This is a genomic window from Corynebacterium sp. 11A (assembly GCF_008930935.1).
GTDB lineage: Bacteria > Actinomycetota > Actinomycetes > Mycobacteriales > Mycobacteriaceae > Corynebacterium > Corynebacterium megadyptis.
In genome coordinates this window covers 77,501-93,294 of record NZ_PQMR01000008.1, presented here as the reverse complement: position 1 = coordinate 93,294, position 15,794 = coordinate 77,501, and the positions used below count along the sequence as shown (strand labels likewise).

Annotated in this window: 13 protein-coding genes and 1 tRNA gene; 5 read left to right on the top strand and 9 right to left on the bottom strand. The window is 64.2% G+C overall.

The features are described 5' to 3' along the window. Window position 1: 1 nt before the first annotated feature. Genes GBB18_RS07460 through GBB18_RS07440 form a run of 5 tightly spaced genes read right to left on the bottom strand, consistent with a single transcriptional unit; the run spans window position 2 to window position 5,688 of the window. Entirely contained in the window at window positions 2–271 is a 270-nt protein-coding gene (locus GBB18_RS07460) for a cation:proton antiporter (protein ID WP_151549697.1), read from the bottom strand. Continuing rightward, window positions 268–804: a monovalent cation/H+ antiporter subunit E gene (locus GBB18_RS07455; protein WP_151641249.1), complete on the bottom strand. Its 537-nt coding sequence runs from the start codon at window positions 802–804 to the stop codon at window positions 268–270. The genes GBB18_RS07460 and GBB18_RS07455 overlap by 4 nt, the downstream gene beginning before the upstream one ends. Before the next feature lie 7 nt (window positions 805–811). After that, complete coding sequence (locus GBB18_RS07450; protein ID WP_151549695.1) at window positions 812–2,335, bottom strand: monovalent cation/H+ antiporter subunit D family protein; 1,524 nt, start codon at window positions 2,333–2,335, stop codon at window positions 812–814. Continuing rightward, a complete protein-coding gene (locus GBB18_RS07445; RefSeq protein WP_151549694.1) occupies window positions 2,335–2,769 on the bottom strand; it encodes a sodium:proton antiporter in 435 nt (144 codons plus the stop codon). Before GBB18_RS07445 ends, GBB18_RS07450 begins: the two co-directional genes overlap by 1 nt. A 12-nt stretch (window positions 2,770–2,781) precedes the next feature. After that, window positions 2,782–5,688 (bottom strand): DUF4040 family protein, encoded by a 2,907-nt coding sequence (locus GBB18_RS07440; RefSeq protein WP_151641248.1) that lies wholly within the window; start codon window positions 5,686–5,688, stop codon window positions 2,782–2,784. A gap of 112 nt (window positions 5,689–5,800) precedes the next feature. Between GBB18_RS07440 and GBB18_RS07435 the strand changes: the two genes are divergently transcribed. Next, the gene (locus tag GBB18_RS07435; protein ID WP_151641247.1) at window positions 5,801–7,294 is read left to right on the top strand and encodes a YhgE/Pip domain-containing protein; all 1,494 of its coding nucleotides are present in this window, start codon (window positions 5,801–5,803) and stop codon (window positions 7,292–7,294) included. 5 nt (window positions 7,295–7,299) lie between these two features. Continuing rightward, on the top strand, window positions 7,300–8,238 hold the full coding sequence (locus tag GBB18_RS07430; RefSeq protein ID WP_151641246.1) for a potassium channel family protein: 939 nt from the start codon (window positions 7,300–7,302) through the stop codon (window positions 8,236–8,238). Here the strand turns inward: GBB18_RS07430 and GBB18_RS07425 are convergent, their stop codons facing one another. Beyond that, window positions 8,239–9,603: an MFS transporter gene (locus GBB18_RS07425; protein ID WP_151641245.1), complete on the bottom strand. Its 1,365-nt coding sequence runs from the start codon at window positions 9,601–9,603 to the stop codon at window positions 8,239–8,241. A gap of 141 nt (window positions 9,604–9,744) precedes the next feature. Here GBB18_RS07425 and GBB18_RS07420 point away from each other — a divergent pair, with 141 nt between their 5' ends. Next, window positions 9,745–11,364, top strand: coding sequence for an amidohydrolase (locus GBB18_RS07420; protein ID WP_151549690.1), 1,620 nt, complete (start codon window positions 9,745–9,747; stop codon window positions 11,362–11,364). Window positions 11,365–11,423: 59 nt separating this feature from the next. On the opposite strand, the gene GBB18_RS07415 is transcribed toward GBB18_RS07420, so the two are convergent. Together GBB18_RS07415 and GBB18_RS07410 are read right to left on the bottom strand one after the other, a co-directional pair. Then, window positions 11,424–11,500, bottom strand: a tRNA-Pro gene (locus GBB18_RS07415). A 52-nt stretch (window positions 11,501–11,552) separates the two neighbouring features. Further along, on the bottom strand, window positions 11,553–12,458 hold the full coding sequence (locus tag GBB18_RS07410; RefSeq protein WP_151549689.1) for a metallophosphoesterase: 906 nt from the start codon (window positions 12,456–12,458) through the stop codon (window positions 11,553–11,555). A 29-nt stretch (window positions 12,459–12,487) separates the two neighbouring features. Here GBB18_RS07410 and GBB18_RS07405 point away from each other — a divergent pair, with 29 nt between their 5' ends. Beyond that, window positions 12,488–12,934 (top strand): GatB/YqeY domain-containing protein, encoded by a 447-nt coding sequence (locus GBB18_RS07405; RefSeq protein ID WP_151641244.1) that lies wholly within the window; start codon window positions 12,488–12,490, stop codon window positions 12,932–12,934. Here GBB18_RS07405 and GBB18_RS07400 read toward each other — a convergent pair. Further along, window positions 12,931–15,303, bottom strand: coding sequence for a transglycosylase domain-containing protein (locus GBB18_RS07400; protein WP_151641243.1), 2,373 nt, complete (start codon window positions 15,301–15,303; stop codon window positions 12,931–12,933). The two genes, GBB18_RS07405 and GBB18_RS07400, sit on opposite strands and share 4 nt — an antisense overlap. Before the next feature lie 183 nt (window positions 15,304–15,486). On the opposite strand from GBB18_RS07400, the gene GBB18_RS07395 reads away from it, so the two are divergent. Then, window positions 15,487–15,786: a WhiB family transcriptional regulator gene (locus GBB18_RS07395; RefSeq protein WP_151529441.1), complete on the top strand. Its 300-nt coding sequence runs from the start codon at window positions 15,487–15,489 to the stop codon at window positions 15,784–15,786. The last annotated feature ends 8 nt before the right edge of the window (window positions 15,787–15,794 follow it).

Here is a 15,794-nt window from a genome sequence, read left to right as displayed (position 1 = left end):
ACTACCTCCTGCCTTTCGAAAGGATGCGGGCGAGCGAAACAGTAGTGAGCGCACCCATGATCGAGGCTAGGATGGCTACCTCATAGGCGATGGATACGGGGTGCGTGAGAGTCCAGATGAGGTAGATGCCCAGCATGCAGTAGAACACCATGTCGGCCAGTAGTGCGCGTGTGCCCGGGTCCTGGGAGCGGATGGCGAGCGATAGCGCAATGGTCAGTGCGATGGTGAAGGCGGCTATGCCGAGGTAGCAGATGATCTCAAGAACGCTCATTTCTTGTCTCCTTTCTGCTGCTGTTGCCGTTTGGCGGCCTCGATACGGGCTTGTTTGACGCGGTCGACGCGCTTTTGCTCTTTGCTTTTGGCGCTGTTTTCGTCGAGTTCCGCGAGCGGGAAGTCAATATCGTTGCGGTAGCCATCGCCGACGTTGCCGGCATACATCCATGCGCTGTAGTGCAGGGGTGTGTCTTTGACGCGGGGCGCCAGTTTTTCTTCCATGTGCGCGAGGTCGGCGATCACTTCGGTGGGATCGGATCCGTACACGGCCTGCACGAGCAGGATGTAGCCAGATTCGGATTCGGCGCCCTCTATGACGTCGACGGGCCGGAAGCCCACGGATAGGGTGCCTGGGGTCATGGTGATGGAGGTGGAGAACAGCGTGCGCTCCCATTCACCGGTGACCCGCACGGGGTAGTTGACGATGATCGGGTCTTGGGTGTTGTTGATGCGTACCGTGTCGATTGCGACTTTGCTTGCCGACGCAATCACTTGACCAATCAACCAGATGGTGTAGCTAATCCAGTGCATTGTTGTCCTATCCTGCCGCCCCGGCGACGACGCCGACGGCCTGATCGAAGTTGTCTAGGACTGCCTGCTGGTAGCTGCTCACGTCCAGTAGTCCCTCGCTGGCGGTGAGCACCACATCGAACATGGTGCCGGCGAAGATGAACATGGCGAAGGACAGCAGGATCATGACCGCGGCCGGCGCGATGATCGGTTTCGCGATCACGTAGTCGGCGGGGAACTCGGAGGTCTGCATCGGCTTACCCCAGAACACCTTCCGCCACACGCGCAGCATGCTCAGTAGTGCGCCCATGGAGGCCACGATGATGGTGGTGATTACGATCCACGAGGCAGTAGTGGCGGGGCGCGCCACCTCGGCCATGATGAAGAGCTTGCCCCACAGGCCCGATAGTGGCGGGAAGCCGACGATGGAGAAGGAGCCGGCGGCGAAGATGGCGGCTACGAGCGGATCGCGCCGCATCAACCCGGAGAGCCGAATGATCCGACCGGTGCCGTAGGTTTCCTCGATCGCTCCGGAGGTGAGGGTGAGGGCACCGATGGTGATCATGTGGTGCAGGGCGTAGAGCAGGCCGGCGGCGAGTGCACGCTGCGGGTCCAGGGTGGTGAAAGCGAGCATGACCAGGATGAAAGGCATGCCGTTGACCATCTGGTAGGCGAGCACGCGCCGGATGGTGTGCTCGGCGAGGCCAGCAAAGCCGCCGACGAGCATGGAGGCCACCATCACCACGATGATGAGGGCGTTCCAGCGGTCGTCGAGGTCGAAGATCACGGTGTAGATGCGGAAGATCATGTACACCGCCACCTTGGTGTGCAGACCGGAGAACAGCGCCATGACTGCCGCCGAGGATCCTGGGTAGGTGCGCGGGAGCCAGGTGTGCACGGGGAACACGCCGGCCTTGATAGCGAGGGCGATCATTACGATGCCGAGCGCCACGGTCACGGGGCCGTTTCCTGCCCCGGCCCCGGCGAGGGCGGCGATGTTCACCGAGCCGGCGACACCGTAGAGGATGCCGACGCCGATGAGCAGTAGTGTCGAGGCGGTCAGGTTCACCAGCACGAACAGTCGGCCCGATGCCATGCGCGACCAGGTGCCGGTCATGGCGAGCAAGCCGTAGGAGGGCAGCAGCATGACCTCCATGAACACGAAGAAGTTGAACAGGTCGCCGGTCAGTAGTGCACCGTTGATACCTGTTTGCAGCATCAGCGTGAGCGCCGGATAGAACCGGGCGCGGGTTTCGCCAACAGTAGTGGCAAACCAGTTCGCCGCCAGTGCCACGATGGCAGTAGTGACGATCATGACCGCCGAGAAGGGGTCGGCCACGAAGGGGATGGCGACGCCGCCTACGTATTTGCCCACGTTGTGGGCGATGGGGCCGTGTTCGGCGGTGTAGCTAAAGAGCCACAGCCCGGCGATGATGGTCCCCGCGGGCACGATGAGGTGCAGGGCGTCGCGGGCGGTTTTGTTGGGTAGTAGTGTCGCGATGCCCGCGATCAGTAGTGGCATCGCAACAAACAGCGGAAGAACAATGTCCATTAGTCGTTTTCCTCCGCATCCTTCAGGTGCCGCTTATAGCGTTGCTTGAGCTTTTCGGCGCGGCGGGGTGATTGGTTGGTGCGGACTTTGCGGCCGGCGGTGTTCCACGCGGCGGGTGCTTCGGGGTCGGTGGGGTTGCGGGTGTCGTCGTCGAGGCCGAGTGCTGCGAGCGCCAGCATGAAGGTGACGGTGGCCATCGTGATCACGATGGCTGTCAGCACGAAGGCTTGGGGCAGCGGGTCGGCCATGTCGGCGATGTCGGTGCGGTCGCCAAAGACTTCGCCGCGGTAGGCGGGGACGCCGGCGACGAGGATGATGATGTTCGCGGCGTGGCTGATGAGCGACATGCCGAGCACGATGCGCATCATGCCGCGTTGCATCACGAGGTACACACCGCCGGCGACGAGGACCGCGATGGTCAGTGCCATGATCATTGCTGGTGCACCTTACTTTCCTTCTTGCTTTTCGACGTCCATCTGGTGGTGGAAGTCTGGGTCGGTCAGTTCCGCCTCGGGGTCTTCGTCGAAGCTGACATCGGGCAGGGGCGACTCGTCGTCGCGGACGAAGGCGAGATCGCCGGGGTAGGCACCGGGGCGTAGGCGGCCACCGAGGGCGTTGATGCCCATGGTGATCATGCCGAGCACCGCCAGGTAGATGCCCATGTCGAAGATGAGCGAGGTGGTCAGGTGGATGTCACCGATGTGGCCGTGGATGGCGTAGAGGAAGGAGCCTTCCGTCAGTCCCAAAAAGCCGGGGGTGAGCGCCAGGATGATGCCGAAACCGATGAGCAGGAAGGGCGTATTGGGCTTGACGATGCGCTCGTCGGCGGGTTTCGCCAGGTAGCCGAGGGCGATGGCGCCGCCGGCGACGAGGGCCGCCACGAATCCTCCGCCCGGGTCCTCGTGGCCGCGCAGGAAGATCAGCACGGACAGCACCATGAGGACGGGGACGACAACCTTGAACACGTGCCGCAGCGGGGTGGCGTTGAGATCCTCAAAGCCGAAGCGCGGCGGCTTGGTGCCCGGCAGGAAGCTGTGCTTCGGCACCGAGTACACCACCGAGTAGATGACCACGCCGGCCATGCCCAGCACGGACAGCTCGCCCAGGGTATCGAGTGCACGGAACTCCACCAGGATCACCGCGACGATGTTGGTGCCGCCGGAGATCTCGGGGGCGTTATCGATGTACCATTGCGCGATCTCGGAGCGGCCGCCATTGCGGGCCAGCAGACCGTAGACGGCGAGGAAGGTGACAATGCCGGTGACGATCGCCAGCACGGCCGACCAGTAGCGGCGCCGATCCGAGGTCCGGTGGAAGTAGCGCGGTTGCAGGCGCACCACCAGCATCATCATGACGGTGATGAGGATTTCCACGGTGAACTGGGTCAGTGCCACGTCGGGCGCGCCCAAAAGCAGCACCTGCAGGGTCACACCCACACCAGCGGTGCCCACAAGCACTACTGCGTGCAGCCGGGACTTGGCGCGGATGAGGCCGCTGACGGACATCACCACGATCAGTAGTGGCACCAAGTCCATAAGCGTATCGGTGCCCTCCACGCGCGGCGGCATGGCAACGCCATCGACTCCGCCGCTGAAGAAGCTCACCATGATGCCGAGGATGCACACCACCACCAGCGGTGGGGCCAGGTGCCGAGAGGGCGAGAAGGAATCCGCCATGCGGCCCACGGCCTTGCCCCAGCCGGCGGCGGAGCCCATGAGCACGGCGAGCGCCTGGTTGCCGGTGAAGGGAGCGAAGGTGTATTCGCCGATCGCCTTAAAGAGCGGCTTGCGGTAGATGATGGTGAGCAGGCCGGCGGCCAGCACACCCATGGAGATCATGAACGGAGTGTTCACCCCGTGCCACAGCGCCAGGTGTAGTTCCGGCTCGGCGGAGACCGACCCCACGGCGGCGGCGATGGGCTTATCCAGCACGCCGAGAACAAACACGATCGGCAGCGACATCAGGCCCGGCAGGGCGGCGGGCAGCCAGAGCGATACCGGCGCTTCGTGGACGTCATCCACCGAGCGGTCGCCGTCGATAAACGCCCCGAACAAGAAGCGTGCGGAGTAGGAGAAGGTAAACCATGCGCCCACCGCGGCCGCGATCAGTAGTGAGCTCACGCCCGTGGAGGTCAGCGGCGCCTCGGTGAAGGCCTCCAGCATGCCCTCCTTGGAGACGAAGCCGAAGAGCGGCGGCACGGCGGCCATCGACATCAAGCCGATGGCGGCGGAGGCGAAGGTAAAGGGCATCTTCTTATACAGCGGCCCCAAGCGACGGATATCGCGGGAGCCGGCCTGGTGGTCGACCACGCCGATGAGCATGAACAGGCTGGACTTGAACAGGCCGTGTGCCAGGGTGTGCACGAGGGCGGCGGCCAGCGCGAAGGGGGTGCCCACGCCGATTGTCGCCACGATCCAGCCCAGGTGGGAGACGGTGGAGTAGGCGGTGAGGCTCTTCAGGTCGGTCTTCTGGATGGCGAAGAATGCCGCCATCACAGCAGTAGTCATGCCCACCGAGATCAGCAGCACATTCCAGGTGTGGTTGTCTGCAAAGACCGCGGAGAAACGCATGAGCACATAGACGCCGGCCTTCACCACGGCGGCGGCGTGTAGGAACGCCGACACGGGGGTGGCGGCGGCCATGGCCTCGGGCAGCCAGAAGTGGAAGGGTAGCTGGGCGGATTTGGTGAAGGCAGAGACCGCGACCAAGACCGCCAAAACAGTAGTAAGGTTCGGATCCGCCGCCCAGAAGTCGGAGGCGAGAATCTCCCTGATGGAGGTTGTGCCTGTCTTGGCCACCATGATCGCCACCGCGGTCAGGAGGGTGAGTCCGCCGGTGAAGGTGAGGATCAGGGTGCGGATCGCGCCCATCTGGCCGCTGGATCCCTTGGCGCGTCCGATGAGCATGAAGCTGGCCATGCTCACGAGCTCCCATGCGATGAACAGCACCACGATGTCGTCGGTGAGTACCAGCAGCAGGATGGAGAAGGTGAACGCGGACATCAGCCAGTAGAAGCTGAGGTTGAAGTCATCGTTGTGCAGATAGGCGGCGGAATATATGAAGACCACGCCGCCGATCACAAGCGCTAACAAAGCAAAGAAGGTGCTGAGAGGATCCGCAATAAAATTCAGGTTTACATCTACGCCTGTGGCGGCGAAATCGCTGATCCACGTCATGGAGAAGGTGGGCGAGTCGCCGTCAATGATGTCCGGTAGCTTGGCGGCCAGCACACCCGCTGCTGCGAAGAACAGCAGCGCGAGCGGCCAGCCCGCAAGCCGGTCACCCAAGCGAACTGCTAGTGGAGCCAGCACCACGGTGGCTGCCACTAACAGCAATACGGTCGATAGGGTCATAGAAAGTTCCACACTAGGAGTCCGGGAAAAATTGCCGCATTCTACGTTACCAGCTGGGTAAACCGGTGGGCCTCTCGCCGAATCGTCCTTGAAAGCGATAGATTTAGTGCTCATGAAAAGCTCTTCCATGCTCACTCGCTTCCTGGCTGTGCTCGTGATTGTTGCTCCTGTGCTACTCGCCACTATCGCGGCGACTGTGATGAGGATGGAACCCGCCGATGCGTGGTCCACCAAGGATGAGCCCTCCGGCGCGCCGGCGGCCGCCAGCCCGGCCGGCTACTCGGATGCGGATCTCCTCGCGGCGCGCCGCGCAGCCAGCAATGCCGGCACCCAATCGGGATTCTTAAACTCCGGTGTGAAGGAGCTGAGCGATGGCTCCCGCCAGCTCGCCGAGGGCACCACCCAGCTTCGCGACGGCATCTCCGCGGCCCACCGCGGCTCCGGTGAGCTCTCCGCGGGGATGGTGCAGCTGCAGGCCGGCGTGGGCCAGATGGGCCCGGGCGCCCAGGAGCTCGCCGATGGCATTGAGCAGGTCGCCGGGGCGCTGGTGGGGGTGGAGGCTTCCCGCGGGCAGCTGCTGGCGGCGTTGGATCAGATCGACAAGGAGCTTCGAGAGTCGGTGGATCCCCGCTCCGAGGAGCTTCGCGAACAGCTCAACGAGTACCGGCCGCAGCTGGAAAATATCACCCTCAGCGAGGAGCAAAAAGCCCAGTTCACCCGCATGCGGGAGGGCTCGCGGGAACTCGCCAATCAGCTCAATACCCCCGGCTATGCCTTCCACGATGGCATCTTCCAGGCCACCCAGGGCGCCAAGGATCTCAACCAGGGGCTCGCCGAGCTGGAGCGCGGTAGCGTCCGCGCCCAGGAGGGGGCCACGGCACTGGCCGATGGCGCCGAGCGGGTAGAGAAGATGGCCGAGGATAACAAGAACTCCATCACCGGTATTCAGCGCGCCCTGCCCGCCCATACGGCGCAGACAGACTCCGCCGAGGCGCCGAAGGCCCCCACCAACGCCCTGCCCCCGCTCTATGCGCTGCTTATCGCGGCGCTCGCCATGGGGCTCGGAGCGGCAGTGGGGCTGGCGCGGCTGCGCCTGCTGCAGCAGCTCGCGGCCGCTGTCGGGATCGCGGCCTGCGCGGCTGTGGCCTTGGCCATTGTGGGGGATCTCGGATTCCTCGCCCTGGCTCTCTCCGCTGGGCTGCTGCTGCTCGCCACGATTGCAGGGTCGGCCATCGCTGAGCTGGTGCAGCTTCTTCTGCCGCAGCGCCTGGCCCCTGGTGTCGTCGGGGCAGTATTTCTCATTCAGCTCCTGGTCGTAGGCCTGGTGTGGAAGAGCGCCACGACCGGCACGGTGGAGCTTGAGGTGCAGATCGCTACGGGGTTGATGCCGCTGCACTACGCCACCGCGGGATTGAGCGCCATCGGCAATAGCGCCCACGGGGTGATGGCGGGCAGCTCGGCGGCGGTGCTCGCGATTATGGCCGCCGGTGGTCTCTGGCTCGCCCGCCGCCCCAGTCCCAGCCAGAGTCCCCGCCCCGCCGACCCGGCTGAGGTAGAGGAGGATGGCGTCGATAAGCTCGAGGAGACGGAGCATGTGGCACAGTAGGGGCCGTGGCTGCTTCGACTGAGAAAAATACCGACAGTGGGGCCGATGAGGATGCGGGTCCCGTTGATATTTCAGGCATGCCGCTGCGGCGGAAGACCTCGGTGGTGCTTAAAGAGATCTTTGCGCCCCATGTGCCGCACCATGTGAGCGCCCAGGAGAAGTGGGAGCGCCACACCGAGGGCCCGATGCTGGTGGCCTCACTACTGTTTTTGGTGCTGTACGCGTGGACGGCCTTGGGCGCCAATGATGCGCTGCTGACCAAGATCGCCAATGTGGGCATGTGGGGCGTCTGGCTGTGTTTTTTGCTGGACTATGCGATGCGGCTGGTGTTGGCGGAGAATTCGTGGCGCTGGTTTGTGCGGCATTTGTGGGAGTTGGCGCTGATTGTGCTGCCGATGTTCCGCCCGCTGCGCATTTTGCGGATTTTGCCGACTTTGGTGATTTTGCAGCGTTTTTCCGCGGCGAATGCCCGGGTGAGCGTGGCGTGGTACACCTCGGTCACGGCGGTGCTCGTGATTATCGTGGCGGCGATCACGCTCTATGAGGCGGAGGCGCCGCAGGATGGCAGCCAGATCGGTGATTTCGGCGATGCGGTGTGGTGGGCGTTGGTGACGGTCACCACGGTGGGTTATGGGGACATTGCGCCGGTGAGCTCCCAGGGCCGTTTGGTGGCTTCGGTGCTGATGCTCACCGGTATCGCGATCGCCGGTGTGGTGACCGCGATGTTGTCCTCTTGGCTGGTGGAGCAGGTGCAAACCACCTCCTCGGAGACGGAGGAGTTCATGGATTCCGCCCGCCACGAGGAGCTGCTCACGGCCGTGCAGGATCTCTCCCACGAGGTGCGCGAGCTGCGGGAGGAGACCTCCACGCTGAAAAGCGAGCTCGCAGAGCTGGCTTATCGACGCCACCCTGACGCCACCCCCGACCCGCCGGAGAGCAGCTAGCTACTCGGCGTCGGTGGCCTCGAGCACGACCTCGTCGCGGACGCGGTGCCGTTCGCCGAGGAAACCGCCGGCGGCGCTGATGAACGCCACCACCACGAGGATGAGCATCCCAGGCCAGGCGGAGGGCTGCTCGCCCGAGGTATTGAGCCAAGCGGCCACGAAGGGCAGCATGCCGGAGATCGTCCCGGCCACATTGGAGCCGATGGCGATGCCGGTGTAGCGCAGCTGGGCGGGGAAGAGCTCGGAGAGCAGAAGCCCCGAGACCGAATAGCTGACGGTGACCACACTCAGCCCGATGCACACCGCGAGGGTCAGCAGAGCCACATTGGCGGTGTCGATCATCATCCACACCGGATAGGACAGTAGTGCGGTGGCGATCGAGCCCCAGCCGATGATGCGGCCCGGGCCGATCTTTTCGCCGAGGCGGCCGAAAATGAGGTTGATGAAGATCTGGCAGACCGCCGCCAGCAGGGTGGCGTTCACCACGTCCTGGCGGGCCATGCCGAGGGCGGTGGTGGCATAGCTCATCACATAGGTGGTCAGCACGAAGAATCCGCCAATACCGAGCAGTGCCGCAGAGACCGCCAGGATCAATTGGCGATAGTAGGAGCCGAAGAGCTCCGTGAGCGAGCCCTGCTCTTGGGCGTTGTCGTCGGCCTCGGCTTCGAGGGCGCGGAAGACGGGGGATTCTTCTACCTTGAGGCGGATCCACAGCGCGATGCCGAGGAAGGGGAAGGCGATAAGGAAGGGAATGCGCCAGGCCCAGGAGTCCACGGTGTCCTCCGGCATGAGCAGAACCAGGGCGAAGACCCCGGAGGAGAGCAGGGTGCCGACGGGGGAGCCGATTTGGATGAGCGCGGCGTAGCGGCCGCGCTTCTCGGCGGGGGCGTGCTCGATGGCCATCGTGGTGGCGCCGCCCCATTCGCCGCCTACTGCCACGCCCTGGCCGAGGCGCAGTACGGTGAGCAGGACGGGGGCCCAGAGACCGATGGAGTCGTAGGTGGGGAGCAGGCCAATCAGGCCGGTGGCCGTTCCGATCACCACGATCGACAGGATGAGCGCTGGCCGTCGGCCCAACTTATCGCCGATGCGGCCGAATAGTAGTGCGCCGAAGGGGCGAGCGAAGAAACCGACGCCGAAGGTGGCGAAGGCCGCGAGCGTGGCGGTGGTGTCATCGGCATTGGAAAAGAAAAGATAATTAAACACCAGCGCCGATGCGGTGCCGAAGAGAAAAAAGTCGTACCATTCCAACACGGTGCCCACGAAGGCGGCGCGGGCGATCTTGCCCACCTCGCGGGAATCTACCTCGACGGTCTCGGGTCCCTGCGGGGCCCTGTCCGCGATGGTGGGATCGGTCCTGCTCATGTCGAGCCTCCTAGCTCTGTATGGGGCATTGCAGTCAAGGCTAGAGCGGGCGACGGGGTTGGTGCAGGATCACTCCCCCACGCAGAGGGGCACTACAGAGCCACCGTGATGCATCTATGACCCGAGGAGACAGCAGTTGTTATGAGCCACAGTCCGATTGTGTTGGTGGAGAACGCGAGGATTCTCACCCAGAATCCGCAGCAGCCCAGCGCCACGGCGGTGGCGATGCTCCAGGGGCGGTTCGTGGCGCTCGACGAGGATGCCCGCCGCCTGCCCGCGGATCGACGCATCGACGCCGGCGGCGCCACCCTTGTTCCCGGGTTTAACGATGCCCACGCCCACACCGTGTGGTTTGGCCAGACGCTGTCCGAGGTGGATCTCTCGGCTGCGTGTACCACCACCGAGGTCTATGACACGATCGCTGCCGCGGCAGCCGGTGTGGGGGAGCGGGACTGGGTGATTGCCGCGGGGTTTCGCCCCAGCGCCCTGCAGGATGGCGAGCTGTCTATCGCCGCGCTCGATCGCGCCGCGGCGGGGCGGCCACTACTGATCAAACATGTTTCGGGTCATGCGAACACCGTCAATACCCCGGCCCTGTGGGCGGCTGGGGTGGATCCCTCGCATCCGCCGCTGGTGGACGGCGGCGAGGTGGTCTGCGATAGCACTGGGGCAGCCACCGGCCTGCTCGACGAGAATGCGATGCGCCTGGTGCAGCAGGTGTTGCTGCCGGAATCGAGTACCGAGATCGCCGCCGCCATTGAGAAAGCAACCGCGCACTATCTCTCCGAGGGGCTGACATCGGTCACCGACTGTGGTGTGGCCGGCGGCTGGATTGGGCACAGCCCGCGGGAGATTGGGGCCTATCAGCAGGCCACCCGCCACACCCGGATGCAGATCATGCCCACCATCGACGCCCTGCACGAGATCGCCGGCCACTCGGCGGATGGCTATGGCTATGGTCTCGATGGCGGCATTCGTACCGGCCTGGGCGATGAGTGGCTGCAGATCGGGCCCACCAAAATGTTTATGGATGGCTCGATACTGAGCACTACTGCAGCGATGGCGGAGGACTACCTATGCTGCCCGCACCGCGGCTATTTTCAGGGTGATCCGGCAGAGATGCGTCGACAAGCGCTCGGCGCGGCGGCGGCCGGTTGGTCGCTGGCCCTGCATGCGCTCGGCGATGCTGCAGTGGATCTGTCCGTGGCCATTCTCTCCGAGATTATTGACACCTATGGCGCGCCGGAGATTCCGCACCGCATCGAGCACGGCGGGGTGGTGCGTGATGATCAGCTGGCCGCGATCAACGGCCGCCCCATCGTGATTGCGCCGCAGCCGCGCTTCGTGCACGCCTTCGGCGATGCCGTGATCCAGGTTCTCGGGGAGGAGCGCGCCGCCTTTTCCTACCCTGCTCGCAGGCTTCTCGACGCCGGCCTCATCCTGCCCGGAAGCTCGGACCGTCCCGTCACCGACGGGGCGCCATTGCAGGCCATCGAGTCCTTCGTGACGCGCACCACCCAGTCGGGGCAGCTCTACTATGGCAGCGAGCGCCTCAGCGCGGAGCAGGCCCTTTACGCCTATACCGCTGGATCGGCGGCGGCCACGGGCTGGGCGGGCCGCAAGGGCCAGATCATGCCCGGCCAGCTGGCCGATTGCGTGCTCTTGGATCGCAACCCGCTGCAGGTGGCGCCCGAGGAGATCGGCCGCGTGGAGGTGCTGGCCACGATCCTCGGTGGCGAGCTGGTTTACGGCGAGCTCTAAATAACGCCGTATGACATGGGAAAAGGCCAATCATCGGGTGGATGATTGACCTTTTCAAGTGGTCGGGATAACAGGATTTGAACCTGCGACCTCTTCGTCCCGAACGAAGCGCGCTACCAAGCTGCGCCATATCCCGTCGCTACCTGAAACACTATAGGACAGCGCCGGAAGAAACTACAAAACAGCAGCTAGTGGCGTTCGGTGAAGCGCAGCAGGGTGGCGGTGGGCGGGCAGTTGAGCCGCACCGGCGCATACTTCGAGGTGCCGAGGCCACGGGAGACATACATGTGCATCCCATCGAAGCGGTGCAGCCCGTGGGCGCGCTCGCGGTCGATGCCGCAGTTGGTCACGATGGAGCGCCCGCCGGGCAGGCAGATCTGGCCGCCGTGGGTGTGCCCAGAGATGCTCAGCTGATAGCCGTCCGCGGCGAAGCGCTCCAGCACCCGCGGCTCGGGGGAGTGGGTCAGCGCGATCGCGAGATCCGCATCGGCATTGGGCGGGCCGGCGATCTGCTCATACTCGTCGAGGTCATGGTGGGGGTCATCCACCCCAGCCACGGCGAGGCGCACATCGCCCACTTTCACCTCCACCCGCTGGTGGGTGGCGTCGTGCCAGCCCCGTTCGATGAAGGCGGCCCGCATGCCCCGCCACGGCAGCTCCACGCGGGAGGGGGTGCGCTTCTTCCCCAACAGGTAGTTGAAGGGGTTCACCGGCCGCGGGGCGAAGTAATCATTGGTGCCAAAGACGAACATGCCGGGCACATCCAGCAGTGGGTTGAGGGCCTGCAGCACATAGGGCACCGCCTGCGGGTCGCCCAGGTTATCGCCGGTATTGATCACCAGGTCTGGGTGGAGGCGGGCGAGCTCGGAGACGAACTGCTGTTTGCTGCCTTGGGAGGGCAGCATGTGCAGGTCGGCGATGTGCAGGATGTCGAAGGAATCCTTCTCGCGCAGTACCCCTGGCTCGAGCAGAGGCAGCTCGAGGGTGTCGAGGCGAAAGTCGCTGGTGTTGGTGATGCCTTTGAGCGCAACGCCCGCGCCAAGGGCGGCGACGGCGGCGCTCGCGGAACCAAGTCGGCGGAATAATGCAGTCACACCTCACACCCTAGCGATATCGTTGAGGCATGAGCGAATTAGAACAACAGATCCGCGCCGATCTCAAAGAGTCCATGAAAGCTCGCGACAAGCAGCGCTCCAATGCCATCCGGCAGCTGCTCTCTGCCGTGCAGTATGAGAAGACCTCCTCCGGCACTGAGCTTGTCGACGCCGACATCCTCGCCGTCATCGCCCGCGAGATTAAGAAGCGCCGCGAATCCGTCACCACCTATCGCGACGCCGGGCGCGAGGAGCTTGCCGCGGTGGAAGAGGCCGAGATCGCCATCTTCCAAAGCTATCAGCCGGCGCAGCTCAGCGACGCCGAGCTGGAGCAGCTGGTGGATTCCTGCATCGCGGAGACGGGTGCGAGCTCGATGCGTGAGATGGGGGCGGTGATGAAGACCGCCACCGCCCAGGCCGCCGGCCGCGCCGATGGCGCCCGCATCTCCGCTGTGGTGAAGGGGAAGCTCAGCTAGAGATTCCGCAGAATATCGTTAATCGCGTTCGAAATCTCGTCGGGATTCGGCAGCGGCGGTGGGGGTTCTGGGTTCGACCGCGAGGATGGCGGCGGCGGTGGCGGCGGGGGCGCGGAGCCATCGGAGATTTTCAGCGTCACCGTCGATCCCTGATGGATGATGGGCTCATGCTCGATGCCCTTCACCTCGCCGCGCGGGGTGCCATTGCCGGCCACAAACCGGACCTGGGCGCGAAGCCCGGCTTCCTCTAGTGCGCGGACGGCATCCTTTTCCTGCATGCCCACCACCTTCGGGATGCGATCTTTGGCGGTGCCTTCTCGGAAACGCCCGTGGGCGGGGGAGAGGGAACCTTGCGCTGCTGTGGGAATCTGCTGCGCCGCAGCAATCCAGGTGCGGGCCGGCTCCTTACCGCCATAGAGATCGCCGCGGCCGCACTGGCGCACCGGGGAGGTGCACAGCGGGGCGGCCGAGGTGCCGTCATTGTAGATGTAGGTGGCGGCAGCGAAACCGGAGTTGAAGCCGAGGAAGGAGCTCGACAGGTTGGACTCGGTGGTGCCGGTCTTGCCCGCAGCCGAGCCGTTCCAGCCCATCGACTTCGCCGACTCGGAGGCGGTACCGGAGCGGAAATCATCGCTCATCGCGTCGCTCAGCGCCTGCGCCACACCACTGGAGAGCGCCCGCTCGCATTTGGGGCGATCAATCTGCACTTCCTTGCCCTCGCGGTCGGTGATCTCCATAACGGGGTTGGGTTCGCACCACACGCCATCGGCGGAAATGGTGGCGGCGACATTCGATAGCTCCAGTGGGTTCACTGCCGTCGGGCCGAGCGTATAGGAGCCGAGATTGGCCTTTTTCATGTACTCGGCGATGGAGCTTTCCCCATCGAAGCTGCCCGGCGCCGTATAGGAGCGCAGGCCCATCTTCACCGAAAGATCCACCACGGAGCTCACCCCGACCTTCTCAATAAGCTCCACAAAGGTGGTGTTCGGCGACTTCGCCAGCGCCCCCTTCAAAGACAGCTTCGGCGGGTACTGGCCGGCGTTTTCCACGCAGTAGGCGCCGGGCGGGCAGCCCTCAGCGCCGCCCTCGCCGAGCCCATAGGCCTCATAGCGCTTCGGCACCGCTAGCTCGGTGTCGATGCCCATGCCCTGCTCGATTGCGGCCGCGGCGGTAAAGACCTTAAATACCGAGCCGGCGCCATTGCCCACCAAGGTGGAGGTTTGCGGCAGAATCGTCTGCGCGGCCGCGCCATCGAGGCCGTAGGTGCGCGAGGACACCATGGCTTGGATCTCGCGGGAGTATTTTCCCGGCTTGATCACGTTCATCACCTGGGCCACGCCCGGGGTGGAGGGATCGGTGAAGCTCGTTACCGCGTTTTTCGCGGCGGACTGCACCTCCGGGTCAAGGGAGGTGCGGATGGTATAGGCATTGGTGCGCAGGTCCTCCTCGCTGATGCCCTTCTCCTCCAGATAGCGGATCACGTAGTCGCAGAAGAAACCGCGATCGCCGGTGGTGATACAGCCATTAGGCAGCCCCTGTGGCTGCTCGAGCACCCCGAGGGGCTCCATGGCGTAGGCCTCGGCGTCCGCGTGGGAGATGTAGTTCATCTCCGCCATCGCATCGAGAACCACATTCCGGCGCGAGGTGACGCCCGCAATATTGGTATAAGGATCCAGCGCGGATGAGGACTGCACAATGCCCGCCAGGGTGGCTGCTTGGGGCACAGTCAGCTCGGCGGCGCTGATGCCAAAGTAGGTGCGGGCCGCGGCCTCTACTCCGTAGGCGCCATTGCCGAAGGGGACGAGGTTGAGATAGCGGCCGAGGATCTCGTCTTTATCCAGCCGTTTCTCCAGCTCGGCGGCGGCGCGGATCTCGCGGAACTTGCGGGTATAGGAGGTTTCGATGGCCTCGGCCTGCTCCTCATCATTTTCCGCCTCCACCAAGAGCGCATAGTTCTTGATGTATTGCTGATCCAAGGTGGAGGCGCCCTCTAGCACGCTGCCGGCGAGCAGGTTCTTCACCATGGCGCGCCCGGCGCCCTGCCAGTCCACCCCGTCGTGCGCATAGAAGCGGCGATCCTCGATGGAGACGATGGCGCGCTTCATGGCCTCAGAGATTCGATCCGGGGGCACGTCGAAGCGGCGCTGTTTATAGAGCCACGCAATGGGGGCGCCGTTCCGATCTTGAATCTCCGTGACGCCTGGGGTGGTGCCGTCGGTGAGATTCTCGATGTCAGCGGCCATCGACTCATGGGCGCGCGCGACTGCTGCGCCGGAGAGCCCTGCCAGTGGCGTCAGTGCCACGGCACTTAGCACACCAGCGGCAACGGTGGCGATGAGAACTTTTCCCAAAGATGCAATGCTGGTCACTTCCCTTACAGTACGCAACCGCTTGGCGCTTGTGAATCCACAAGTACCCCCTTTTTATGCCGTATTCGACACTTCCGCGACACTGTGAATACACTTACAAGTATCAAATTGCTGATCAATGAGAGGCGTGTTTTGCAGATGACTACTTCACTCATTTTGAATCGAGAAGCGGCCCGCAGCGGAATGCACTCCTCTTCCACCGAACCCGTCGAACGCGAGGATTGGGTGACTCGCGCGCGCTGCCGCAACAGCGATCCGGATGCCTTGTTCGTGCGCGGTGCAGCCCAGCGTCGGGCGGCCCAGATCTGCGAAGAATGCCCCGTGAGCACCCATTGTTTGGCCGATGCTCTCGATAATCGGATCGAGTTCGGGGTCTGGGGTGGGCTGACGGAGCGTCAGCGCCGTGCGCTGCTGCGCAAGAACCCGCACATCGAGAATTGGTCTAACTATCTCGCCCGCGGCGGCGAACTGGTGGGCATTTAGCCACATCG